This is a genomic window from Hydrocarboniclastica marina (assembly GCF_004851605.1).
Lineage (GTDB): Bacteria > Pseudomonadota > Gammaproteobacteria > Pseudomonadales > Oleiphilaceae > Hydrocarboniclastica > Hydrocarboniclastica marina.
In genome coordinates this window covers 1,931,769-1,957,374 of record NZ_CP031093.1, presented here as the reverse complement: position 1 = coordinate 1,957,374, position 25,606 = coordinate 1,931,769, and the positions used below count along the sequence as shown (strand labels likewise).

General features: G+C 55.8%; 20 protein-coding genes. 4 read left to right on the top strand and 16 right to left on the bottom strand.

The features are described 5' to 3' along the window. Positions 1 to 19 precede the first annotated feature (19 nt). The 8 genes from soil367_RS08740 to soil367_RS08705 all read right to left on the bottom strand — a co-directional run bounded on the left by soil367_RS08740 (position 20) and on the right by soil367_RS08705 (position 10,709). Positions 20 to 1,390 (bottom strand): SEL1-like repeat protein, encoded by a 1,371-nt coding sequence (locus soil367_RS08740; protein WP_136548735.1) that lies wholly within the window; start codon positions 1,388 to 1,390, stop codon positions 20 to 22. Between the two features lie 11 nt (positions 1,391 to 1,401). Then, a complete protein-coding gene (locus tag soil367_RS08735) occupies positions 1,402 to 2,604 on the bottom strand; it encodes a PilZ domain-containing protein (RefSeq protein ID WP_136548734.1) in 1,203 nt (400 codons plus the stop codon). A 12-nt stretch (positions 2,605 to 2,616) separates the two neighbouring features. Further along, complete coding sequence (locus soil367_RS08730) at positions 2,617 to 4,140, bottom strand: glycosyltransferase (RefSeq protein ID WP_136548733.1); 1,524 nt, start codon at positions 4,138 to 4,140, stop codon at positions 2,617 to 2,619. 26 nt (positions 4,141 to 4,166) lie between these two features. Continuing rightward, complete coding sequence (locus soil367_RS08725) at positions 4,167 to 5,477, bottom strand: nucleotide sugar dehydrogenase (protein ID WP_136548732.1); 1,311 nt, start codon at positions 5,475 to 5,477, stop codon at positions 4,167 to 4,169. 542 nt (positions 5,478 to 6,019) lie between these two features. Then, entirely contained in the window at positions 6,020 to 7,075 is a 1,056-nt protein-coding gene (locus tag soil367_RS08720; RefSeq protein WP_136548731.1) for an alginate lyase family protein, read from the bottom strand. A gap of 451 nt (positions 7,076 to 7,526) precedes the next feature. Beyond that, complete coding sequence (locus soil367_RS08715; protein ID WP_136548730.1) at positions 7,527 to 7,838, bottom strand: DUF2845 domain-containing protein; 312 nt, start codon at positions 7,836 to 7,838, stop codon at positions 7,527 to 7,529. Positions 7,839 to 8,022: 184 nt separating this feature from the next. Next, on the bottom strand, positions 8,023 to 9,219 hold the full coding sequence (locus tag soil367_RS08710) for a zinc-dependent alcohol dehydrogenase (protein ID WP_136548729.1): 1,197 nt from the start codon (positions 9,217 to 9,219) through the stop codon (positions 8,023 to 8,025). 359 nt (positions 9,220 to 9,578) lie between these two features. Continuing rightward, positions 9,579 to 10,709 (bottom strand): AraC family transcriptional regulator, encoded by a 1,131-nt coding sequence (locus tag soil367_RS08705; protein ID WP_136548728.1) that lies wholly within the window; start codon positions 10,707 to 10,709, stop codon positions 9,579 to 9,581. A 230-nt stretch (positions 10,710 to 10,939) separates the two neighbouring features. On the opposite strand from soil367_RS08705, the gene soil367_RS08700 reads away from it, so the two are divergent. The 3 genes from soil367_RS08700 (at position 10,940) to soil367_RS08690 (ending at position 14,189) form a co-directional block, all read left to right on the top strand. Continuing rightward, positions 10,940 to 12,742, top strand: coding sequence for a lipase family protein (locus soil367_RS08700; RefSeq protein ID WP_136548727.1), 1,803 nt, complete (start codon positions 10,940 to 10,942; stop codon positions 12,740 to 12,742). A gap of 107 nt (positions 12,743 to 12,849) precedes the next feature. Next, positions 12,850 to 13,509 (top strand): hypothetical protein, encoded by a 660-nt coding sequence (locus soil367_RS08695; RefSeq protein WP_136548726.1) that lies wholly within the window; start codon positions 12,850 to 12,852, stop codon positions 13,507 to 13,509. A gap of 287 nt (positions 13,510 to 13,796) precedes the next feature. Continuing rightward, complete coding sequence (locus tag soil367_RS08690; RefSeq protein ID WP_136548725.1) at positions 13,797 to 14,189, top strand: hypothetical protein; 393 nt, start codon at positions 13,797 to 13,799, stop codon at positions 14,187 to 14,189. Between the two features lie 2 nt (positions 14,190 to 14,191). Here the strand turns inward: soil367_RS08690 and soil367_RS08685 are convergent, their stop codons facing one another. From soil367_RS08685 to wrbA, 7 genes are all read right to left on the bottom strand, one after another. After that, positions 14,192 to 14,800: an acyl carrier protein phosphodiesterase gene (locus soil367_RS08685; protein WP_136548724.1), complete on the bottom strand. Its 609-nt coding sequence runs from the start codon at positions 14,798 to 14,800 to the stop codon at positions 14,192 to 14,194. A 60-nt stretch (positions 14,801 to 14,860) separates the two neighbouring features. Next, positions 14,861 to 16,885, bottom strand: coding sequence for a CocE/NonD family hydrolase (locus soil367_RS08680; RefSeq protein ID WP_136548723.1), 2,025 nt, complete (start codon positions 16,883 to 16,885; stop codon positions 14,861 to 14,863). 40 nt (positions 16,886 to 16,925) lie between these two features. Beyond that, positions 16,926 to 18,224, bottom strand: coding sequence for an ATP-grasp domain-containing protein (locus tag soil367_RS08675; protein ID WP_136548722.1), 1,299 nt, complete (start codon positions 18,222 to 18,224; stop codon positions 16,926 to 16,928). Positions 18,225 to 18,451: 227 nt separating this feature from the next. Further along, complete coding sequence (locus tag soil367_RS08670; RefSeq protein ID WP_136548721.1) at positions 18,452 to 19,621, bottom strand: 1-acyl-sn-glycerol-3-phosphate acyltransferase; 1,170 nt, start codon at positions 19,619 to 19,621, stop codon at positions 18,452 to 18,454. A 446-nt stretch (positions 19,622 to 20,067) separates the two neighbouring features. Beyond that, positions 20,068 to 20,505 (bottom strand): DUF3775 domain-containing protein, encoded by a 438-nt coding sequence (locus soil367_RS08665; protein WP_136548720.1) that lies wholly within the window; start codon positions 20,503 to 20,505, stop codon positions 20,068 to 20,070. Positions 20,506 to 20,592: 87 nt separating this feature from the next. Then, positions 20,593 to 21,285, bottom strand: coding sequence for an SDR family oxidoreductase (locus soil367_RS08660; protein WP_136548719.1), 693 nt, complete (start codon positions 21,283 to 21,285; stop codon positions 20,593 to 20,595). 79 nt (positions 21,286 to 21,364) lie between these two features. Beyond that, positions 21,365 to 21,994: an NAD(P)H:quinone oxidoreductase gene (gene wrbA, locus soil367_RS08655; RefSeq protein ID WP_136548718.1), complete on the bottom strand. Its 630-nt coding sequence runs from the start codon at positions 21,992 to 21,994 to the stop codon at positions 21,365 to 21,367. Between the two features lie 309 nt (positions 21,995 to 22,303). Here wrbA and recQ point away from each other — a divergent pair, with 309 nt between their 5' ends. After that, complete coding sequence (gene recQ, locus soil367_RS08650; protein WP_136548717.1) at positions 22,304 to 24,211, top strand: DNA helicase RecQ; 1,908 nt, start codon at positions 22,304 to 22,306, stop codon at positions 24,209 to 24,211. A 145-nt stretch (positions 24,212 to 24,356) separates the two neighbouring features. On the opposite strand, the gene soil367_RS08645 is transcribed toward recQ, so the two are convergent. Continuing rightward, on the bottom strand, positions 24,357 to 25,190 hold the full coding sequence (locus soil367_RS08645; protein ID WP_136548716.1) for a DUF2914 domain-containing protein: 834 nt from the start codon (positions 25,188 to 25,190) through the stop codon (positions 24,357 to 24,359). Positions 25,191 to 25,606: the final 416 nt, after the last annotated feature.

Below are 25,606 nucleotides of genomic sequence, written 5' to 3'. Positions count from 1 at the left end.
AGTAACGCCGCCCAGCTCATCACTCAAAACCCTTGATGGGGTAGGCCGCGATCAGGTCGCGATAGAGGTGGTCGGCCTGCGAAGCTTGTGCCGGGCTGAGTTCCGCGCTCAGCGTTTGGACAAACTCTTCAGCTTTATCTTCACCCAGCATCAAGGCCATTCGGCTATACGCATGAGACAGCAAGGCGTCATTGCACATGGATCGGCCGAATCTGTATATGCTCGCTATCTTATAGAATGCGCTCGCGTAGCCCTTTTTTGCGGCTTTCTTATACTCTTCAATTGCCTGGAATTGGTCGACCTCGTCCAGGCCGCCCATGCTATAGAGATCGCCCAGTCCAACATGGGCTTCAGTAACGCCTCGAGATTGCAGGTCCTTCAGCAGGTCATAGGCTGTGAACGGGTCCAGCCTCTTCCAGGCACGGGTGGTCAGCAATTGCGCCCGAAGGAGCTTTGCCTCGGTTGGGAAGCTCGTTGCAACCGCCGTGATCCGCTGCTCGGTCTGGTCAAAGGAGAAACTTTCCGGCAGGCCCAGCATGTACTCGATACGATTGATTGCCGCGTTCGGCGCGCCTTTTTCGACCGCAAGGTCCAGCCATGCCAGAACGGCAGGGCTGAAGTCGGAGTTAATACTCTGCAGTTTTCCGGCGACCGACTGGATAACGTCAGGTGAGAGCGCTTCTGCACTGTCTGAAAGCTGATCCGAAAAGGCGTTAAATCGGCTATCCCGGTCCTCGTATCGCTCCAGAAAATCAAAATAGGCGTTCACGCCCCGCCCGCTGGACCGGGCCGCCTGACGATAGAGCCGACGCGCATCCTCGTCACGGTTGTTCAGTTCCGCGGCTCTCGCACCGAACAGGTCATGGAAACACGTGTTAATGCACGCGCGTTTGTAGAGTTTAAGTAAGCGGTCCGCCCTCGCAGCATCAGCCAGTTCGGGGTAGCTGAACTGAATCTCAAGAAGGGAGAGCAGGCTATCGAAATCTTGCTCAGGCGAGAGAGACGGGACGATGCCACGAAAGTAGGGAAGCAGCTCGGCGGAGAGCAGCGGCTTTCTACTGACAACCCGGGCGAGCGCGCCGGGAGCGTCAGTGCGACCATTAGCATAAGCTTCCTGGTACCAGTGCGCGGATTGACGGAGGTGGGCGAAACGGCCAGACGAGGCGAACTGGTCAGCCAATAACATTTGCGCATCAGCGACGCCAAACTCGGCCAGGCCCCTCAGTGATTTGCGAAACTGGTCCGCATCCGCCGAGACTTCCCAGAACTTGCCGGGTTCCAACGACAGTTGATACCGCAACCCGGAAAGGCCGGCCGTAGCCGTGCTCGTCGCCAGCGAGAACAGCAGGACGGAAAGGCATTTCAAGAGTAGGGTTCCAGTGTGAGCCATGCCGTCCACTTTTATTCCGAGGTTCCCGTGGTCCAGTGACTGAAGAAGGTACCGGTGCGAACCGAGACAGCAACTGGCTTGAGATAGCTCTGCATGTCTATGGCCTGGGCGGGCCTTACGATGATGTCGAGCATCCCGGTTTCCTGGTTGATCGCCGATCCTACGATCTCACCCGATGTTTTTGCTGCGTCCCCAAACACACTCAGACTGACGCTCTCCACGTTTTTCAGCTCGTTGAGCCTGTCATACGAAAAGCTGGCCCGAACCAGTAGAGACCGATCTATCGGCAGCAGGTGCATCAGTGGCTTATCTTTCGTGACATAGCGGTCCATGGCGGAATCAGTGAAATAGACATAGCAGTCACAGGGACTGTTGATTACGGTCTCGATGAAGGCCTTGCCATACAGGGTCTGCAGGTCCTGCTGGGTAATTTCCATGAGCGCCAGTACATCGTCCGGGGTGTTAAAACTGGTCATCAACTGGGTAGAGACAGCCGCGATCGGCTGTCCGCTCTCTACCCGAACAAACCCACCGTTGAGGTCCGCGGTATCGACCAGGAAACTGACGTAGCCATTCTCTGGCATATTCACGACGTAGGGAGCCCCATCTACGACGCCTGAAACCGCCGCGACCTGGAAGAAGTACAGGAAAAGCTTGTAGCCGATAACCGCAAAGATGCCGAGACCAACGGCGAGGTACAGCAGAGAGCCCGCAAGCGCCCGTAAACGACTCAGGAAGGAGCGCGAAGTGTCTACTTTTACTTTTCGCTCCTTGATGTAGTTCTCCCGCTGCATCAGGTTAAAAACACCGTCGATGTTCACCACGTCGCCCGAGATATACGACGAGATGACATAACGCAGGGTGTCCATTTTCCGTTTATCGATCTCCTCGAAAGCCACACGGATCACGTCTTCAGTGACGGCTACCACCTTGACCCTCGCGGCAACGCTGAGCTCGAAATGCATCAGATTCAGCTGGATAGCCGAACTGGTCGTCGTGCCGACCTCCAGTGGTACCGCACCCGCGCGCTCGTCAGGCCGGATCCCTTTCGCTGACAGGGCCATACCGCCCAGGGAGATATCGATAATCTCGCAGCTTCTCTGCTTCCCGTTCACCGAGAGTAAAGCGTGTGCAGGCAGGCGAGTACGCACATGCTGGCGCTCGTCAATTGCTTCATGCACGACATCCAGCGGCGCGGTTTGAAGAGGTTTCATGGTATTGATGCCTCAGTTAGCAAATTGTGTCAGGTCCAGCAGCAGTGCCACGACGCCAAAAAATACCGATACGGCAGAGAACATGACGGTTTTCGAGGACAGCCGGTTCAACATTTTGTCAAAGTTCCGAAAAGACGAACTGAGCGTGGTCTTCTGGCGGGTCCAGCTTTGCTGGTCCATATGAAACATTGCATAGATTTTCATCACTGACCCAACCACCTGGTTGTAATAGAGCATCAGCGGATAGAGCGGGTGGACTCTGTGGCCACTGAAAACGAAAAGACCCGTTACAATCGTGCGCGTCGTTGCAATCCAGAACAGGTAGACCAGCAGAAACTCAGGCGAGTAGAACATTGCTGCGCAAAGGCTGACCGTCAGGCCCAGCAGGCAAGTCCACATGGATACACGCTGGTCGTAGAGCACGTAGGTGGTAAAAAGCCCCAGGCGTCGCAGGCCAAGCTCTCGGGTGGCCCGAAAGTTCTGCCGTAAGGAGTTGCCGTACCAGCGCCGCATAAGTTGTCGTGTGGCTCGAAAAAAATTGCTATCGGGCGGGTGCTCAATCGTCAGGGTCAGGCTGTCCGGAACGTAGAACGTATCCCAACCCCGGCGCATCAGGCTGAACCAGGATGACTTGTCGTCCCCGGTCAGAAACTGGAAACGGCCCAGGCGCCAATGGTCCAGAAAATCGGCTTCGACATCCTGGATAAACTCAGGTCGGATCATTACGCTGGCGCGGAAAAAAGACAGTCGTCCGGTCATGGTCAGCACACGCTGCGACAAGGCCATTGAACACATGTTGATGTGTCGCTGGACAAACCGCATGCGGTGCCACTCTTTGATGAACCTGTCGCCTTCAACTTCGCAGAATTCGTTCGTGGTGATGCCGCCAACGTTGGGGTAGAGCGCAAAAAACTTGACTGCTTTCTCCACACAGCCGGGCAACATCAGTGTGTCCCCGTCGACCACGCCAACCACAGCATCGTCGGGGGGCATCGTACGCGACAGAGCCCGGAACGCATGGGCCAGACCATCGCGTTTGCCGGTGCCCCGTGCCCGTACAATAATCAGCCGGACGTTGGAGCCTGCTCTGGTTTCACGTAGCAATACATCTTTGATGAGCCGTTCGTCCGCTTTCTCCACAATCGAGGCAATTACGGTCACCGGTACCGATAGCCTCTGGCATTCACGGAATACGGACTGGTAAACCTTGAACGTGGTGTCGCAGGGAATGCGGAAACTGGTCACCACCATGTACATGTGCGATGGCAGCGCAGCATCGCCCATAAGCTCTACTTTTCTTCGCAGGCGAGGGAAAACAAGATGAAGAAAAAACATCGCCCGACAGTAGTGCATCGCGGCATTGCCATAGCGCCATGCCCCTAGCGCACCGATCAGGAAGATGAACTTCTTATTGTCAGCATCCAGGTAGTCAGCGCTGATCGCGCTTGCCAGGAGCGTAATCACCAGCCCCAGACAAGCCCATCCGAACAGGCCGGCCCAAAAACGATGCCATCCGTTCCCAGCGCGGTTTGCCATATTCATCGTCGCCATGGGCCTGATTGTTACCAGCAGATGCCCAGTTTTGCCTCGCAGCTCTTCTGCTGCATGAAGCCCACCAGGTCGACGACCTTTTTTGTCTGGCAGAGATTGTCGATGACCGTCCGGAACTCGTCGCTGGCATTGCCGACAACCAGGATATCGGAGGTATCAACGACAGCCGCCAGGTCGGACACCAGCATCCGTGAAACGTGGGGTATCTTTGTTTCGATGTAGGCCTTGTTTGCGCCATGCACGCGGGAATAGTCGACATTCTTATCGTAGATTTTGATGTCATAGCCCTTGCCGTAGAGCTTTTCGACCAGTTCCACCATAGGGCTTTCCCGCAGGTCATCGGTCCCGGCCTTGAAGCTGATCCCCAGGAAACCCACCTTCCGGCGACCCGACTCCGCAATGATATTGAAACCTGACTCAATGTGGGTCTGGTTGCTGGAAATGATGGAGTCCAGTAGCGGCAACTTCAGATCGAGACTGCGACTGAGGTACGTCAGGGCGCGCAGATCCTTGGGCAGGCAGGAGCCGCCGAACGCGAACCCGGGTTTCAGGTAGTAAGCCGAAATGTTCAGTTTCTTGTCCTGACAAATAACGTCCATGACCTCGCGACCATCGACATTAAGTTTCTTTGACAAGCTGCCGATTTCATTAGCAAAACTGACCTTGGTTGCGTGCCAGGCATTGCAGGTGTACTTGATCATTTCGGCCACTTCGATCGGCTTGCGGATCAGCGGCCCGTCCAGTCCGGCATAAATGGACGCGAGAACATCACCGGAGCGCTGGTCGTACTCGCCGATAACCGTAATTTCGGGTTCATAAAAATCTTCGATGGCCGTGCTTTCACGCAAGAATTCGGGATTCATGGCCAACCCGAAGTCTTTCCCTGCTTTTTTGCCCGATGTATTTTCCAGAATAGGGAGAACGATATCCGTAACAGTGCCCGGCAGAACCGTGCTTCGGATGACAACCAGGTGGTAGGCGTCTTTATCACGCAGTGCATAACCTATATCTTCGCAGACCTGTACGAGGTATTGAGTGCCCAGACTGCCGTTGGCTTTACTCGGCGTACCCACACAGACGAAAGAAGCGTCACTGTTAAACACGGCCTCCCGGGCTTCGGTTGTAGCCCGCAAGCGGGAGGTTGCCACACCTTCGCTGATCAGCTCCCCCAAACCAGCCTCAACAATAGGTGACTTTCCCTGGTTGATCAGGTCAACTTTGTATGGGCTGACATCGACCCCGATGACGTTGTGGCCATTTTTTGCGAGGCAGGCACAACAGACGGCTCCGACGTAACCCAGTCCAAATATGCTGATATCCATTCTCTTTCTCCTTGGATGTTGCTTTCTTCGCCAATTACGGGGACATGGCTCAGGTGCTGCCGCATTCACCGCTTCCAGTCAAAACGATCAGTTCACAGATCAGACTATGAAAAAACGCTAATCCCCGCGCCGAGCGGCAACACCCATCGAAAGGGTACCAACGCCCAAAACGCGCCATATTTAGCTGTTTCCGCTATTTGTTGCACATTAAAGCTAGTTAACATGTATGCAGCGTTTATGCCATTCGGGGATGTAAAGACGATGACATCGGCATGACATTTCGTTCATCATGCCTTGCGGGACTAGTGCTGTGTGGAGCGGAGGATGCTACTGAGGGGCTGGAACCGCAGTGTTGTACATGCAAAAGAAAATGTTTAGCAATGTGAAGTGTGACTCAAATTAGTGCATCTGTTGTTGCGGTCGCCCAAATGGATGGCCTCAGCTCAACCTTTTGGGGAAGTCTACGCCGGACGCCCGAAAACAGAGCACAATCGTGGGGAGTGGGTTTCGCCGGTGAAATCAGAGCGTGCCATCTGCGCCGCCTAGTCATACAAAGGACGCAAATCGCCGCCCAACCTATAATTGACGCCAGTGTAGGGCCGCACTATTTCGAGCAACTCCTGGGTAGAAACAACATCAGCGTATAAGGCATTGAAAGGGTAGAGCCATGTGAAACTAGCGGGGGAGGGTATGCGCTGAGCATCATCCTGGATGTGGAACACTGCCTCCGGCGTTAACACAATAATGGCCGCAAACTCAGCCAGTTTTTTCAACTGAACTGTGTCGCGATAATCAATAACGTAGCCGTGATCGGGCAAGTGGTCTGCCAGCATTACCAGAGGCGTCAGCGCAAATTGGGTGTAGTGTGCACCGAGCGCACCTCTGCCCAATTCATTGGGGAGATAGGCTGTGTCCGTGATGCCATCGTTTACGGTCTGGCTCATAGCAAAACGAAACACGGTATAGCTCCAGCTGAGAGCCTCTTCTTGCTCCGTAACAATGGCGCTGGCCGCGACAGCCCAGGCCGCCCAATAGTCGTGGTTGTTGATTCTTTCAGGCTTGAGCCGAATGCGGTCTGCATAGTCTGCGCGAACAATTTCACCCAGTTTTGCGATCCACGTTTTTTCTGCAGCGGTCAGGGCCCAATCGGCACCGGCGTAGTGCTCCATTTTCAACACAGCAGTCGCCACCGCGGACAACGTCCAGACGCGCAAAGCCACGCCAGTCGGGGAAGCGTCGGTGGTGGTCAACGCATGCTCGCGCGCCCAGGATGCAAGCCATTCGTGCGTACACTGAATCGCGAGCGACCCTGCTTTGGTGTCCGTTTGACGCGAGGCATAGTAGTCAGCGAAGCGTCCCAAGCCATCAGAGAAACGGATGAGGTAGTCATTGATCGCCTTGGATCGTGAATCAGGATCATCAATACGGGTAGAACGCGTCGGGTCCTCGGGATCGTAACCGCTCTGAATGTTCAGGTCACCCGTATAGGCCGGTATAGGCGTAACGGGACACCGGAGTTCGGCGAACACAGCCGACGAGCCCATAAGCACCATTAGCGTAAAGATAATCCGCGAGCCGTTCATGCACATCGTAAGCATGGCAGTGGGCCTGTGTTCAGTAATAGGAGGAACAGGAAACTTGACCGGTCATTCCAGCCGTTTTCCACTATAGGTAAGCCAGGAACCGGCCGTTGTAACGTTTGGCGGTCTGTTTGATGGGTTTCTGTACCAGCTGATGGTTGATAAGCAACTACAACAACTTTTCAGTAACTGAAGCGATGAGTACCTGTATACCGGGAGGGAGTTACGTTAGCGCTTGTAGGGACTGGTCGCAGGGTCACACCTGGACTGGAGAAGTTCCAAAGCAAGTGCTTGATATGCGCATAATGTATATTATGTAAAATGCCGTACTAAGTATCATCGTATACGTTAGTTTTCACTAATGCCTGCTTTAGATATGAAAGAACTCCGGTCGAAACACCTGCGCCGTCGTGCGCAGCAGCAACCTGCGCTTTACCGACTCAGTTTCCTCCTTCGATTACACAGGCCGTTACTCTTCTACAATTTCATCCACGCTTTCCTCAAAGCCATACCCTAAATTCTCGGTGCTTTCGACTTTGCCGTCACTGACTTCCACGCGCACCATGAACTCGGTAGGACCAAAGTTGTATGTCACTTCGCCGAAACCGAATGCCAGCAAAGCCTCCGCATCGCCAATGTCGGGTTCACCACAGGCTTGCAGGAGCTTCGCCACGCTGTCGCCATCAACAACCAAATCAGTTCCGCACCGTATGCTTGCTACGCTGGGGTTACTTAGAGCAAGCGCCAAGCCCGCGGTTAGAAAAAACCTCAATCGATTCATGCCGTGTCTCCTGTTAAACCCAACTGTGCAATTAGTTAGACAGCTTTAATTAAACGCTGAATCCGGCTTTACACGTTTTCGCGGCCAAGCCGCTGCGTAAACCGCAGCAACCTAGCCTTTACGCTACCAGATTGTTGAGCGCCATTGGCACCCAGATAGCACTATCTGTACCTGTCCATCCTCCTCAGGGTCTGATCTCAGCCTTGAGCCAGCCAGGCTGCCGGGTATCGAATTCCTTGTATGCGTCCAGGATCGAAGGCATCGATTCGCGGCGCGTTATCAACGTCGTCGGATCAATGCGCCCGGACCGCACCACGTCAATCAGTTGCTGCATGTATTTGCGGTGGTTGCAGTTACCCATCCGGATCGTCAGGTTCCGATTCATGGCCAGACCGATGGGAAACGACTCGTCATTAGGCGGATAGACGCCGATGATTGATAGGGTTCCGGCTTTCGCCAGCGCGTTAATAGCCCATCGCTGGGCCTGGGATGGCGCGCTGCCGGGTTGCCACAGTTCGCCGTCGGGGTTTTGTTCTGGCGCTATCTCATCCCGTTCCTTGCGAAACTTGTCCTCGTTGCCCGCAGCCGGCCCGTGATGCGGACACTCTGCGTCAACACCGACGGCATCTATTGCGCAGTCGACGCCTATGCCGCCGGTCAACTCGTGTATGGTTTCGACGGGGTCTTCTTTGCTGAAATCGACGATTTCAGCACCCTGGGCCTTTGCAGCATCGAGACGGTCCGGGACCTGGTCGACGGCGAAGACCCGGCCCGCCTTCATCATCATTGCCGAAGCAATCGCAAACTGCCCAACCGGACCACAGCCGAAAACAGCAACGCTGTGGCCGGGCTTTATATCGGCCAGCTCAGCCCCAAAATAGCCGGTCGGAAAAATATCCGACAACAGTATGGCCTGGTCATCGCTGACATCGTCCGGGAGTTTGAAGAGATTCACTGCGGCGAAGGGAATCCGGGCTTTTTCTGCCTGCAACCCATCGAAGGCACCGGTTGGCTCTGGGCCGCCATAGAACGACGTACCTGCCTGCTTGCCATTGGGGTTCATGTTGTCGCATTGGGCAAAATAGCCGGACCTACAGTAAGAGCAGTAACCACAGGCTATGGTCGAAGGGATCACAACCCGATCACCAGCGGAAAGATTGCGAACCTTTTCGCCAACTTTCTCTACCACGCCGACACCTTCATGGCCCAGGACAGTGCCCGGCTTCATTCCGGGCATAGTGCCCCTTACAAAGTGCAGGTCCGTGCCACATATCGCACTGGCCGTTATACGCACTATGGCGTCAGTGGGTTCTTTCAGTTCGGGCTCAGGTACTTCGTCGAGCCGGATGTCGCCAATGTCATGAAAAACAACAGCTTTCATCTTTTACCTCCCTGTAGGGCCATGGCCCCGCCTTGAAAAAGCTAGATCAGAAAAAACAGACGTTCAGACAGAGAGCTTCATTCCCGCCGGCCAGCTTCTGTCAGAACGACAGGATATAAAGCAATGAAAATGCCAGGTTCGGGCCGTGAAGGCATCCGGTCAAACGCGCCTATGCCGGCATTTCACTTGTAGTCGGGTGACGGGAGAAGGCGCGGTAGCAATGCGGGAACTGAAAATATTACGCAGGCAAAGTAAGACTTACGCGTTAGTGCTATGTTCGCATTAGTTCTATGCACGAATTAGTTCCATGCACGTATTAGTGCTACGAAAGTTGTATCCGGCTCCCGCTGGCGACCAGGCTATCCGGAACTCGGCATTGCCTCAGTGGGCGCCTGTTGGGCGGCCGGACCAAGGTGCCTCTCCTGGAATTCCGTTGGTGAAATCCCCGTCCAGCGGCGAAATGCCTTGGCGAAAGCAGAAGAATCTGTGTAACCGAGCATCAGAGCCAGCTCGGTAACCGACTGCCCTCCCCGCAAAAAATACTGTTTCGAAAGCTTTTCGCGGACCGCATCGAGTTCCTGCTGGTAACTGGTTCCGCCTTCAGCCAGTTTTCGTCGCAACGTACGACCACTCATACCCAGCTCACTAGCGGCATTCTCAAGTGATGGGAATGCGCCGTAGTAGCGCATGAGCAAGCGCCTGATACGTAACGGCAAAAGTCGGGCAGCCCGCGTCGGGATATTCTCGAAGAGTGTCTTCTCTGCAGACATGGCCATCAACTTGTTCGCCAGCGGTAGCTCGTAGTCCGCGAGACCCGCATCGCCAACAATTCTGGTTTCGGCCCTGTTGAAGAAAACGGGGCATCGAAAATAGCGGCGGTAAATGTGACCCCATGCTGGCTCCGGGTAGCTGAACTCAACATAGTCAGGCTGAACGCTGTCACCTACCAGGTGCAGGAAGATATTGTAGAAACTGACGGTGTTCAGTTCGAAGAAAAACTCCGTGTAGGGGGCGAGCGAAACGTTTTCGCTGATCACGAGGCTGCCTTCCTTGCCTGCAATACGAATGTTCATTTCAAGCGGCGGGAAAAGCTCTGCACAAAAACGAGAGACGACGCTAAGGCATTCTGACAGGGTCTCCTGGGTCACCGCGGCCATCCCTGCCATACCGTGATGTGACACAGTCATCAGGTTGCCCATTACCAGCCCCAGATACGGCATGCTCAAAGCGCTTACTGCCTGGTCAATTAACGCCAGGCACTGCCTGGTGCTTATAAAACGGTCGCTGTCCCCTGGCCGATAATCGATCCCCGCCTTGCGGTAAAACTCATTCTCATCCAGTCCAATAATGTCGCGCAGGAGTTCGTGGGGGTCTTTTTCTACCAGTTGGCTTTTTTGAGAGATCCATTCGGCCTTCATGATCAGGCTCTGACGCAAGTCAAAGTAGGTCTGGATGTGCCCTAACGGAATACACGCAGTGTCCTGATCCATGAAACACCTCAATGTTTAGCTAATTTTTGTCGTTGTTTCAGTATGTTGGCGAGTCGGGAGCGTTCAACCTAACGGGTACTGGCCGTTTTTAACCGATGAATGTCCCTTTGCGTCCTGCGCGGGCTGAGCCGTAACGCTAAATTGCAGGCCTGTGTTGGCAGTTGTTGGCCCACGGTATGGCGACTCATCGCTCGTCCATAACAATAACGACTCATAGGCAGAGGAAAACCATGATCTCTTCACATATACGCAAATCTACACTTTTAGGGCTCGCGATCAGCTTGGCCATCCCGGCAATGACCGCTAACGCGGCACCTGTTCTCGGTCCCAACGGCATGGCGTTCTATGACTCACTGCCGGTTGCCGGCGCGACGAAAGGCGATTTGTTGCAATATCGCCAGGCCACCGTGCAACTTGGCCAGGATACGCCGGATGTCCAGGCGTGGAATGTCATGTACCGGTCGACTGATTCGCTAGACGCAGCGAACGTGGTCACTGGTACGGTTATCGTTCCGACGACCGCCTGGAATGGCGGCGGCGAGCGCCCCACCCTTGGCTACGCAGTAGGCACCCATGGCTTGGCCCAGGGCTGTGCGCCCTCGCTGCAACTCGCAAACGGGACCGATTATGAGGCAGACAACATTCGTGCGGCCCTTGAGGCAGGCTACGCGGTTCTGGTAAGCGATAATCCCGGCTATACCAACGGCGACGTCCCGACTTACCTCGCGGGGAAGGCACAGGGTCAAGCGATGCTTGATATCTTCCGGGCGGCCTCTCAGATACCGGGCGCGGGTATATCGTCGTCGGCAAAAGCAGCTATCTGGGGATATTCCCAGGGTGGCCAGACAGCCGCGTGGGCAGGTGAGCTCAAAGGTGAGTACGCTCCAGGGCTGAACCTGGTTGGTATCGCGGCCGGCGGCACCCCGGGCGATTTCCCGACTGTAGCCAATTATCTTGAGAAGAGTGTTGGGGCCTCCTTTTTGGTCCAGGCAATCGTTGGCCTGGGCGAGCAGTATCCGGACGACCTTCCCGTTGACGAACTGGCCAACAGCCAGGGCAAGGCGCTGATCGCTGAGGCCAAGACAGAGTGCGTGTTTGAGTCACTCTTCACGGTGATGAACGAAAGTATCGCTACCTACACGGTAAATAACCGCACATTGCCGGAACTCCTCGCCATCCCTTCAGTGAGCGAAACGGTCAATGCTCAGAATCTTGGCAGCAAGAAGATTCCTGTGCCGCTCTACCAGTACCATGGGCAGGCAGACGAAATCATTCCGATCGGCCAGCACGCGGACCTGAAACGTCAGTACTGTGGAAAATTCACCAAAGTCGCGTTCGATGTATTCCCAAGCGAGCACATCGTTACGCAGTTTCAGGCAGCCCCGCACGTGCTCTCCTGGATCGGAGACCGCGTTGCCGGAGAGCGGGCGCCTAACAGTTGTTTGACCCTCAAGCCCGAACCACAGTCCACAGCAAACCCCGGCGGCGGGAACTTTGTTGTCACTCTGGATGAGTGGAAACTCGACGCCGCTATCCTATTGAACAAGCTGGACCAGACAGTAACGCTACCGGCAACTTCAACGCTGACTGCTGATGCAGATATTACCGCCCAGTCACTTGAAGGCATGCTCGAAGTGCCCGAGTTTGTGCAGCGCCTGAACATCCTACTGCCGCTGGATGTCAAATTGTCGGTGAAATCGGCTGAGCCAACGACCGGAAGCATTAGTCTTGATGGGGATGGGCAACTGCACATCGATGGTAATGCCTATACCTCTATCGAGGTTAAATCAGCGGGCTTTGGTTTCCTTCAGATTCCTTTTGGTTGTAAAACCGCTGAGTCGGTGGCCTTCCCCATTGTATTCGATGGCCCCGTTTCGAAACTGGGTAACGGCGGCCTGAGTTTCAGCGGCGAAACCTCATTCCCCGAACTGGAAGGCTGTGGGCTGTTCACCGGTCTGTTTACGACGCTGATGTCTGGCCCAGGTCAGGTCTACGACTTCAATGTCGAACCACCGGCGCCCTTCCGTTGGTAAAGGCAGAGTTTGGTTTAGAGCTTAAAGTTCAGATCTAAACGTATGCCCCTTCTCTCCTGTCTGTGGAGTGAAGGGGCTTTGGCGTTAGAAGCGAAAGGTTCAGTGTTATGACTACATCAACAAATAAAAACGCTTACATGAGGCCCTGGTCGTTGGGCCTTTTGGTGGTGCTGGTAATAGCCGTCGCCGGAATCTGGTTTATGAGCGACAGCACGGCTCCCGACACGGCGGAATTCACGACGGACTCAAAACCAACTGACGGTCCCTCGACTGACCTGGCTGAGGTTCGGGTGCCTGACAGCCCGGAAGAAATCGCAGCCCAGCAGATCGAAGCGAACACGGCGGCCGCATCCCAATTGGACGTTGGCCAACTTTCCGGCCCGATCCGGGAGCGCCCGGAATTCGTATCCCGCATTGAATGGCGGGTTCTGAATCAGGTGGCTGAGGCAAGTCCGGACAAGGAGCGCGAACTCACTCGTTTGGTCAACCACCTGCGTTTCTCCAAGCAGCTGGAAATCTGGAAAAACCAGGCTAATGGGCCAGAGGCCGAGCGGGATGCGCTTGCGCGGCAGTTGCTGCGGGACATTCCGGTACGCGTCTATAGCCGGGATCTGAGTCCCGGGCGCGCCCAGCAATTGCAGGCGGAACTGGTCGGTTCGCTTTATGACGATCCCCAGGAACGCCGGCGCCGTATCGCTGAAGAGGCCGAGCGAATTGGTGTGAGTTTCGACGTGGACAAGACCCGGCAAGACGGCTCAAACGGGTAACAGGCACCGCTTTACGGACCCGCTTTTGGTCTGGCTGGCTGGCATGTTTCGGCAGTCCCTGCCGGAGCATGCCCTTGTAAAAATGACAAAACGTTTCGTCATATCTGCACTGGAAAGGTCCATCGATCAAGTCGTTACCCGGCGAAGTACCGTCGCTCCATCGGTAGACCTCGCCCAGGCGGCCGCTTCATCGAAGCACTGGGAGCATTGCCTGCGCTCTGGTGTTGGCTCGGCATTTGCAAATCCTCCGATGAGCCATCCAAGGGACGCATCAAAGGAGGGAAAACATGCGACTACCCAGCACGGCGCACCGGGTCACATTGAATACGTCTGACCTCTCAAACCAGCGCATTAATGAACAAACAACGCGTTCGCTCAGTTATTTCCAGAACTACCCAGAGGAAATTCCTGCCCGGCTTTATGAACTCGATGCCGAGTGGGACATAGAGCGAATGCTTGAAGCAAACGCTTCCGTACTGAGCCTGGTGGGGTTGGGCCTGGGGCTAACGGTCAACCGTCGTTTTCTGACGCTTCCGGTCATTGTGAGCACGTTTCTGCTTCAGCATGCGGTGCAAGGTTGGTGTCCTCCCCTGCCCGTTATGCGCCGCCTCGGCTTTCGGACTCAAACGGAAATTGAAGCTGAGCGCTACGGATTGTTGTCTATCCAGCATAACTCTTGAGTTTATCCGGGCTGCAGGGCGCTGCCAGGCGCCTCCAGCCTCTGGCGCTGGACGTGCTCGGTAAGCACAGGGAAAAACTCAAGGAAAATACGCTCCAGCGCTGTCTCATGAGTGCGAATCTCTTCAATGATTCCGCCGAACCGGTTATCAAAACGAACCCGTGCCGCAATCCGGTCCAAGGCCCTGCCGATCTGGTCAAGAGAGGCGTAAGCGTTCAGCCAGTCGTGCTGTGTCAGCCGGTTTACGGTGAGGCTCATCTGGACTGGCATTAACGCATGCCCTTTGTTCAGGTCGTCATAGAGCTCAGCGACATAAGCCGGATAATCTGCCGTGGAAAAAGATGCCCAATGGCGGATAAGGAAATGATCAAAGAGTACATCCAGCGCAACGCCTGCAAACCTTCGGCGCTGCCTCGAAAACAGCGTCCTGGCCCCGGAAACAGATGGATGTCTATCGGTGAACGCATCCACTGCGCGATGGTTGTAGAGCCCGGCCCGAATTCCTTGTGGCAGAGTGCTGACATCCACTCCCCGGGCAAAATCACCCAGCAGGTTTCCCACGCGGGACTCAACGTTTGGCTGGGCCAGGTAGAGGTGAGCCAAATAGTTCATGCTGTCCCCAGACGCGGTCGGGTCTGTGCTGTAGCCCGGCCCCGTCTGGACCTCCAACCGCTAAACATGGTCCCGAGGTATAGCGTACGTCCAGTTCTGCGAATAAATCCGCTCATCTGACTCGAACGCATCCAACTGGGCATGAACGTGAAAATCGGTCTCCGTGGAGGTCAGCACGGTGCGTGTTATCACTTCCACGTCCCAGTCATCCCGACGAAAGCCCCGCTCGGTATAGGTCTCCCCTCTGAGCGAAGTAAAATCGTGCCCCTGGGAGCTATACCATTCAAGCGTCTTGCGGGCAATTTCAGTACCGGTTTCCTCAATCCGAAAGCGCCCCTGGTCGTTAATGACTTCCAGCGTAGACTCGTTGCTGGCCAGATCTCTGATCATTCGCCAATTGTGCACGCTTGGCTCGAGCAATTTGATGGGAAGATCCGGCGCCTGTTCGGGCTCGTCAAAGGGTGTCAGGTGGTCATCGCGATCCTTGGGCGTGCGTATTGGCAGGATGACGCTGCTGTCGCCCGTCATCACGGTTAGCGTGAAAGGCTCAGGCGGAGCCCAGGCTAAAGGCCAATAAGTAGTCGACAGTGAGATGCGGATACGATGGCCTGCGGGGAATTGCTGAGCAATCCCGTTAAGATGCAGGCAGACTTTGTAACTGCGCCCGGGCTCCATGGGTTCCGGGTGTTCGTCGCTGTTTCGGTGGGCCAGATTGAGCAGCCCATAGCTTACCCGTGTGACCTGCCCATCCTCGGCCACATCGGATAGCCGCGCAGCAATCATCCCCAGCGGTTTGTCCGACATCACGTTCAGTTCAAGACGTGTGCTGCCTAAAAGCTCTACGGTTTCGGCCAGTGGCCGGGTTTCAAAAACAAGCGCGCCGCCATCTTCCTCGCGCTGGTCGCCCGGCAAATCCGGCGTAGCGGCGTAGGAGCACCACTTGCCTGCATGCATGCCCACACTCAGGGGGCTCTGCAACGTCAGGGCATGATGATCAAGCTTCTCTTTCTCATCGGTGACGATGTAATAGCGTCCCAGCGGGAAGCGTTCCAGCCTGATGTCGGAGGGGGGCCAGTAGTCCTCCGCCACCCATCGTCCGGGCCGTTCTTCGTAAGACGCGTTGGGACTTATACTGTCCTGCATCCACGCACGCAACATCGGCTCATCCATAATCCCGGTTTCTTTGTCTTTGAGCCAATAATCCCACCAGCGTAAGGCTTCCTGCAGAAACCCAATGTCGGGACCCGGTATACCATGATGGGGGTATTTGTGACCCCATGGACCGATCAGCCCTTTGCGCGGAACCTCAAGGTGCTCCATTAGTCGGAAAACGGCGTTGGTAAACCCGTCAGCCCAGCCGCCTATTGCGTACACCGGACACTGAATAGCCTGGTAGTTCTCGCAAATAGAGCTTTTCTTCCAGTAATCGCTGCGGCGCTGGTGTCGGAGCCACTTCTCCAGCCAGAGCCCGCTGCCTTCCAGACGCTCTTTCCACATTTCGCGCCAGCGGTCCCCTACTATGCGTGGGTCTGGCGGCAGGCTGTTGAAAGCAAACATGACTGTAGCCTCCGACAGGTTGTCGCCCAGCAGGCAGCCACCCATGTAGTGCATGTTGTCGGAGTAGAGGTCGTCGCTCGAACAGGCGCTGATGATGGCCTTCAGAGCTGGTGGGCGTTGGGCCGCAACCTGAAGGCTGTTGAAACCACCCCAGGAGATCCCCATCATTCCGACTTTGCCGTTGCACCAGCTCTGCCCGGCCAGCCAGGCGATCACATCGACGGCGTCCTGTTGCTCTGTCGGCGCGTACTCATCGACCAGCACGCCGTCTGAGTCCCCGCTGCCACGCATGTCCACCCGGACGCAGACATAACCGTGCCCCGCCATATAGGCGTGATTGTTGTCATCGCGCCCGCGGCTCAGGTCTCGCTTGCGGTAGGGAATATATTCAAGAATTGCGGGTAGCGGGTCCTGCTCGGCCGCAACTGGCAGCCAGATACGCGCCGCCAGTCGGGTACCGTCCCGTGTGGGAATAAAGACGTTTTCTATCTCCCGCACTTCGTAAGGGAATGAGGTGATCGTCTTCACTGCGCCTCCAGGGCTATTGCTCGGGAAATTTATCCTCTCTTCAATCTTCGTGTTTAACCGGCTCAAGGTCAAAACTCAGGCTGGCCATACAGTTGTTGAAGTTCTGTACCAACTCTTCATGACTCTGGGCACCGATATAGATATCGCCCAGGTGAAACGCCCGGGTGTTCTGGTTCGGCAGGTCACTGAGCCGCATGCCCTCCTCTAGCTCGATAACAAACGCTGACCGGGGGAAACGACGTTCCAGTGCCGAAAGTTCGGCCTCCGTGGGCACGCGTTTCGCGATCGCATCCTGACCGTAGTAGTTGATCTGGCACTTCGCCGCCACTTTGAACCCGCCCTTACCGCGGGGCATGTCGGGCGGAATCCCCAAGGCCACGTCGATAGCAACCCGGTGATTGGACTCGCCGTCGACCTTGATGAACATTTCGCTGTGGGATTGGGAGATGCGGGTGTTCACTTCAATCAGCCAGAGCTTGTCCCTGGCTTCGTCCCACATGAACTCGGCGTTGAAGCAGCCGTCGTCAAACCCGATATGTTTCAGGAAGCGCTCGCAGCAATCGTGCATGCGTGCCTGCACCTTTTCAGGCAGCGTTGAAGGATACACCAGTCGCCCGAAGCTCTTGCCCACATCGTCCGGGAGCATATCAAGTGTCCCGTGTACGTTGAATTTACCGTCAAATACAGTGCCTTCGGGCGCGGACTGGATACCGGCGATTATTTCTTCAGCAATGCAAGCGCTGCCTCCCAAGGCTGTGATTTCCGCGGGAACGTCGGCATGGGCCATTGCCTGCTCGAAGGGATCGCCGAACTGGCCGATTTTCTCCCGGGTTTCTTTTATTGCTTCCCTGAACTGCTCTTCGTTTTCAATCATGAAGCCCAATTGGGAAGCGAAGGCTTTGACGGGTTTAACCCAGAACGGAAACTCCAGTTCTATTTTGGAAAGCGCATCGTCATCAAATGGATCGAAACTGCTGAACCGGGGAATAAACTCGGGGACGCTTTTCTCCTGCTCGACCCGGCTCCAGTACTTGTGTTCGCACTTGAGAACGCTTTCGAGTGAGGGCGAGGGTATTCCGTAGTCCTTGCACAACATTGGCACGAGAACACTGGTTGGAAAATCCCAGTGAGCGATGATCCCGTCAATGCTGCCATCAAACGCCTTGAGTTCGCGGCGTGCATCTGCAAGGACGGTGTCGAAGTCCAGTGTCTCTGGCTGATCGACCAGCCGCTCAACCTCAAGTAGACCGTGGAAGGCAACATCGCCAATGCCGTGCACGGTCTCGAGCTCTTCGCGCTGCAAATCAGTCAGTGCTGGTACAAATACGTTCTTCTTCATTACGCCTGCTCTCCCTGCTTGGCTGCCGGCTGTCAGTCCCAGCAGCTGGCTCGGGTCGAACCAGCGCCACAGATCACTTCCGTGGCAGTGCCAGTAAAACCCATCACTTGTTTGAAGAAGCAGTATAGATTTGTTAGAAAATCCGTGGAGTTAGCGTTTTTTAAGTTAAGACCTGAAAGTCCGGTTCAAACCTACAAGCCTGTAATGGAAGACCTGCACCGGCCCGCTCACGCCGAGCGATGCTCTGCATAATGCGCCAGTGCCTGCGCCACGGGATTGGCATACATTGTCAGCAAATATGGCCGGAGGTTCGGGTCGTAGGCGGCGAATCGCTGTTCGAGAAGTTCCGTGGCGCGATTGAGGCGTTCAGCAGTTGGCAAAGGTATCGGCATGGTCTCCGGAACAGCGCTGGTTGCTGAGTTGAGCAAGCGGTAAGCCGCCCAGTTGGTGGCGTGGAGCATATAGTTGCCGTTTATCTCCCGGTCTATCTGTCCAGCCAGCGCTACCGGCTGATCCGGCGCATCGGTTATTACCTCCCCAAAATGCACATGAACATGGCCTTTTTGCCCTGAAAGCCCCAACAGAATCTGCTGGGTGTCTTCATCGGGCGCTTTGGTGTATTGCCCCGTTCGCTCGCGTATTTCAAGCTCGCGGGCTTTGGCGCCATCGCAGGGATCCAGCTCATAGCTGATGGAGACCGGTACAATACTGAGCTGATTCATCGCCTCACTGAAGGGAACCGGCTCTTTCTTACGGCTCATGTAGAACATCTTGATAATGGCCGGATCAGTGTGGTCCAGCCCCGATTTGGCCCGCCCTTCCCGCTGGGCTATCCATACGCTGTGCCGGTTCTCGATACAATGGCTGATAAAGGATGAAAGCGTAAAGAAAGCGTCACGCATTTCCCGCGCGCTGGTCATATTGCGTCGGACGAGAAAGCTTTTATTCAAACGCATAAGCTCGGCAAACACATGATTCTGCAATAGATTGTCGCCGATCGCGATCCGGGCGGTTTCCATGCCCTGCTGAAACAACAGGTAATTGACGATCATCGGGTCAAACACAATGTCGCGGTGGTTGGAGAGAAAAAGATAGGCCTTGGTCGGATCGAGTTTTTCCAGGCCGGATTGGGTCACCCTGCTAGTGGAAACCTGTATCAACTGCTCAACGAACTGCGCCAACTCTGATTGTAACGACGCAATGGAATTTATGGCCCCGTACTTGCGTTTGAGCCAGTAGCTGACCAGGGCGCGGGCAACCGCGGGCGCAAAACGTGCCAGACGCGGTACCTGGCGGCTGCTCGCAAGGTTCAGGAATTCCTGATCCACTAGTAACTGCTGAATAACACCGGCTACCTCGTCATCACGATAAGGCCGGATAGCGTCGAATTGTTCCATGATGGGCCACGGTTTGGGAGAACGTTAAGAAATGCGGTGCAGAAAGACTCTGCGGGAAGAGGCTAAGTTAAAAGTCCTTCACAGTCCATTATCCGGGGTGCTAAATTTTTTCGGCGTTACAGTCAGGATGGGAATGAAAGGGCTATCCGACGAAGTGCGTCGGTGGAAATTCTGGCCGGGGCAAAGCGGGCTTCGCACGTCTGAACAACACCGCGACGCATCACAAGATTCGGGTTGCGCGGCATGAAGCTTATGTAGGTGGCTCTCATCCTGGCTGATAACTGAAGACCTGGCGCTGGCCGCTTCAGCTATTCAGCCCGCCCGTTGGCTCCGAGGTTATGGTTGAGATACGCGCTTGCCCTGGCCCAACAGCGCCTTATTGCTCGTTTCGACCCAATCCAGCTAACCTTTGGGCCCTTTTCCAGCTATGGGCGGTATCGCTCAGATCAAAGCGATCTCTTGGCATCACTGCAGTCATACCCGTGCAGTTCCAGGCCGTCCTGCAGATAGGCTGCCAAAAGCGGATGGTCAATCAAATATTCGGCAGTATCTGGCGTCCACTGGTCCCGCGCCTGCTCGACAATAGCCTCCCACTCACCAAACGCATAATCTTCCCGGCCGAGCCACAGCAGCGCGACAATTTCCTGCTGTTGGTCAGGGTCCATGCCGTTGATGATGGTCCTGAATTCCTCGAGCGCTGTTTCATCACCATGGCTGGCCATCATTTGCCTAGGCGCATCATCAGCCGGGCTATCTGCTATCGAGACGCTGTCTTTCAGCGCAGCATTGTCCATTTCGTCTGGCACGACCAGGCCTTCCTGCCCATGAAAAATCTGCGACAGTTCGATCAGGCGGCAGACAACATCAGCATTGACCGTAAGCATAATTTACTCCTTACCGGGTAGGCTTGGGAGGTGTCCTGTCCCCCCGTTTCGGCTTTCGTTTATCAAAGACTCATTCCAGAACGTTTTTCAGGAATCTGTTTCAGGTGTAGGCCGCACGAGGATCTCGTTGACATCCACGTGCCGGGGCTGACTCACGGCGTACATCACAGCGCGCGCAATGTCGTCAGGAACCATGGCGTTATGGGGTGTCTGGTCGAAGAAAGCGGTGTCGACCATTCCTGGCTCTATTAGCGTGACGCGCACGCCGCTGCCTCGCAGCTCTTCGCGCACGCCATATCCGATCGCGGTGACGGCCCACTTGGTAGCGCTGTACATGGAGCCTGGAATCGTGGCCCTGCCTGCGGCAGAGCCTGTTAGCAGCACGTGGCCGCGACTCTTGCGCAGAGCAGGCAGGCAGTGCTGTAACGTAAGGCCGACACCGTAGATATTGGTGAGAATCATGTCCCGCCAGACATCAGAATCAGCGCTGCTGAACCCGCCCGGCTCTCCGCCACGCCCGGCGTTTGCGAAAGCGACGTCAATTCGGCCAAAACGGTCGAGCGCTCTTTGCACCAGCGCGGCCTGATCTTCATTCTTCTGAACATCGCAGCCGACTGCGAGCGCCCTGTCCTCACCCCCGAGTTCGGCCACAAGCGATTCAAGCTTCTGTTCCGTGCGGGCAGCCAGAACAACGCGGTATCCGGCCTTTGCCGCGGCCCTTGCAGTTGCTGCGCCAATGCCGCTTGACGCGCCGGTTATCAGAAAAACCTTATCGTCCATCCCTGGACCTCCTCAACGTATCAGTTTGGGTGTCAGCACTGCCGAGTTGCCCCGAGGCCTACTATGGCTCACTGCTGGCTTACTGCGCACGGCCGAGCTTGAGCGCGCGGGTGACTTCGGCCAGATGCTTGCCCTGATACTCAGCTATGGCCAGCTCATTCTCAGAGGGCTGTCGAGAGCCGTCACCGCCGGCTATGGTGCTCGCGCCATAGGGCGTGCCGCCGCTTACTTCGTCTATCGAGGTAAGGCGCTGCTCAGCGTAAGGCACCCCAACCACCACCATGCCCAGGTGAAACAGGGTTGTATGAAAACTTGTCAGTGTGGTTTCCTGGCCCCCGTGCTGGGACGCGGTGCTGGTAAAGGCGCCGCCTACCTTCCCGTTGAAAGCACCCTTTGCCCACATACCCCCGGTCTGGTCGAGAAAGTTGCGCATCTGGGCAGCCATATTGCCGTAGCGGGTCGGCGTACCGAAGAGTATCCCGTCTGCGTCGAGCAGGTCCTCCGGGCGGGCCACGGGAATTTCGGAGAACGCTTCCCGAGCTTTTTTGGCGCCGCTTTTTTCGGCGACATCGTCGGGAAGCAATTCCGGCACCTGCATCACTTTCACGTCGGTGTCCGGCACGCTGCGCGCCCCACGGGCAATAGCCTCTGCCAAGGTGTGTATGTGCCCATACATGCTGTAGAAAACAACCTGTATCTGTGTCGTCATCCGTGATCTCCTTGCGTTAGGGCGCTTTGCGCGGCTGTTGCTACCCCCTGACTCTACATGAGAAATCTTCGCCCGGACCACCCGCCGTGCGTTTTCGGGTGGCCCTGTAACCCGCCGTTCATGCAGCGTTCAGGATCCTGGCCGTCGGCGTTGGCGGTCTCCGGCCCAGTACAGCTGAGCCGCGTAGGAAATGCTGACAGAGTTGCGTTGCCCCGGGGCCAGCGTTTCCCTATCCTACTGTCTCTCGGATGCCTCAACCGATCTATAGCCGCCGCTTCGGCGGCGCGACAAATACGGTACCTCCCGCCTATGACCTCATCGATACCGCCCTCGCCAGAGAGGCCTTTTCAGGACCAGCCTTTTCACGACGAGGCTTCGCCAGGCGCGCGGCCGTTAACGCCTGCGCCGCAAGTACGGTCACCCCAACGTATTCTCGAAGAGACCTTCGGCTACAAGACGTTCAGGGGCTCCCAGAAAGAGATAATTGATGAAGTCATGGCTGGTCGCGATGCCCTGGTGCTGATGCCGACCGGGGGCGGCAAGTCGCTGTGCTACCAGGTGCCAGCCATGGCGCGGCCGGGGGTTGGCATCATCGTCTCGCCGTTGATTGCTTTGATGCAGGACCAGGTCGATGCGCTCTGTCAGTTAGGTGTCAGAGCCGCGCTTCTTAACTCCACCCTTGAAGCTCCGGAGGCGTGGAGCACTGAACAGGCGCTATTGAGTGGTGAACTGGACCTGCTCTATGTCGCCCCGGAACGCCTGATTCAGCCGCGCATGCTTGATCTGCTGGCCCGCGCGCCCCTGGCTCTGTTTGCGATCGACGAAGCCCATTGCGTCTCCCAGTGGGGGCATGATTTTCGCTCCGACTACCTACAGCTAAACCTCCTGCATGAGCGTTTTCCTCACGTACCGCGAATTGCATTGACGGCTACCGCTGATGAACGGACCCGGCGGGAAATAGCAGTGCGGCTCGAACTGGAACAGGCCCGCCATTTCGTGGCCGGCTTCGACCGACCCAACATCCAGTACCGCATAACCCCGAAAACCCAGGTGCGGCAGCAACTGCTGAGCTTTCTTCGGGCCGAACACATGGGCGATGCCGGCATCGTCTATTGCCTGTCGCGTAAAAAGGTTGAGCAGACAGCGGATTGGTTGACCACCCAGGGCCTGACCGCGCTGCCCTATCATGCCGGGCTTTCCGCTGAGATGCGGGCTTTGCACCAGCGGCGATTCCTGCGGGAGGAAGGGATCATCATCGTCGCTACCATTGCGTTTGGTATGGGCATCGACAAACCAGACGTACGATTCGTAGCCCACCTTGACCTCCCGAAAAGTGTCGAGGCCTACTATCAGGAGACTGGCCGGGCAGGTCGTGACGGGCTGCCTGCAACTGCCTGGATGGCTTACGGCCTGCAGGATGTCATTACCCTCAGACAGATGTTAGAGGGCTCTCCCGGCCATGAGGACTTCAAGCGCGTGGAGCGTGCCCGGCTGGAAGCCATGCTGGGGCTTTGCGAAATGGTCAGCTGCCGGCGACAGGCGCTTTTGCGCTATTTCGGTGAGACAGGGACGCCACCGTGCGGTAATTGCGATACCTGCCTGACACCTGTCAAAACCCGCGATGCCACGACGGAAGTTCAAAAGGCGCTTTCCTGTGTCTATCGGACAGGTCAGCGTTTTGGCGTTAACCACCTGATCGATGTACTGCGGGGCAGCCAGGGCGAAAAAATAAAGCAGTTCGGGCATGACCAGGTGAGCACCTTTGGGATAGGCGCTGAAACTTCTGCCCAGCAGTGGCGGGCCATTTTTCGGCAACTGGTGGCGAAAGGCCTCCTGGAGGTGGACCTGGAGGGGTTCGGCGGCTTGCGGCTAACTGAAGCTTGCCGCCCCATCCTGAAAGGCGAACAACATATCGAGCTCGCCGAAGATGCCCCCGCAAAAGCGTCCAGGTCATCCAGGGGCTCCAGCAGCAAGAAAGAAATTCTGGACCTGTCGCCGGCTGAGATGATGCAGTGGGAAGCACTGAGAGCCTGTCGCAAGCGTCTGGCCGACGAGCAAGGCGTCCCGCCCTACGTGATCTTCCACGATGCAACGCTGCTGGAGATACTGCGCGGCGCGCCGCAAACGCTGGATGATCTCCAGACTATCAATGGTGTAGGCGAGCGTAAGCTGGAAAAGTACGGAGCCGATTTCCTTGAGGTTACGCGCGGCGGCTGATCTGGCGACCGGCCGAGACCCCAGGTTGAGTAATAGGGCGACCTGGTCAGACGAAAAAAAGGAGCCAGATCGGCTCCTTTCTCTGCTCCTGCTCTTCACAGTTCCTGCCTGCCCACTGCCCAGGCACCCGCGAAGAGACGCACTACTACGAGTCCGCGTTAACCCGGAAATCCATGCGACCCAATTGTTCGCCATTGTGGCGTACGATTTTCAGGTGCCAGTCCCCCGCCATCGTAGGGTCAATATATTTGCTGGAAGATGCCCGCATATTGTCCAGGTATACCCCGACAGGAATGCGCGCCATACGCTTTGAGCCTTTATACCATTCGTGGAATACGCGCTCGCCTTTCAGATTGGTGAGCTCTGAATACGCATAAAGCTTAATCAGCTGCTGGCCGTCCATGTTAATCTCGCCGCCCAGCAGGTCTGTAGGATTTTTGTTCGACAGATTACTGGTCAGCTGAAGCGTTCCGACATAGTTCGGATCAAGGGTCAGCTGAGTTGAGTCAGAAGCTTCACGTTGGACAAAACCGTCCTGCACGAGTGGTGGTGCCGGAGTCTGCAAAGGCTTTTTGGGCATATGGGCGTACAACGGCAGCATATCCTGTACGACGTTCGGTAGCGCAGACTGCGGGATGCTGGTTTCCTCGGCCTGTTTTTCGAACTGAGGCAGTGCCGGAATGGTGCTCTCAAGATCTTTGACAGGCGCTTTCAGCTCGGTAGCTGGCAGAGTTTGCGTGGATTCCTCGACGATCGAATTGAGGACATCGGGCTCTGCAGTAATAACCTGAGCAGCCTTCTCTGCGGATACTGTATTCATCAATATCCAGCCGAGAACCGTCAGCACGGCCAAAACGATAAGAATGGCACTGATAATCCGCTGCCAGTGGAGTTCTGTTTCTTCGGTGTACACGATTGAAAGTTCTTCAGGTAAACCGGGTCGCATCCGCTGCGTCTTGTCAGTAGTTGTTGTATCCATAATTATCTCTGAATGTATGGGTGGACGAGATACAACTCATGCGTTGCTGCAGACCGTCAGGCATTATCCGCTGCGTCAGTTGCCGCGGATTGATCCCGACTCGGCTTACCGAAGCGGCCGCACTAAATGCTAAGCTTGCCTCGGGAGCTCAACGCCCGGGCCGGAAGTGCTCCCTGGCCCTGACTACTCTTTCGCCAACGGCCCCTTTATAACACGCTTTTAATGACGATTTCACGTTACCACCCTTAAAAAATACCGCAGATTTTTTCAGAGTAAACATATGTTTATGGTTTCTATTACTATATTTTCATATTGCCTTTGCTGGATTCGCTATTGCCCGACCAGTAATTCCACTAAAAACACGGCAATACAGCAGTTACAGGTCGAAACTGGAGCCCTACTGTGATTTTGTCCGG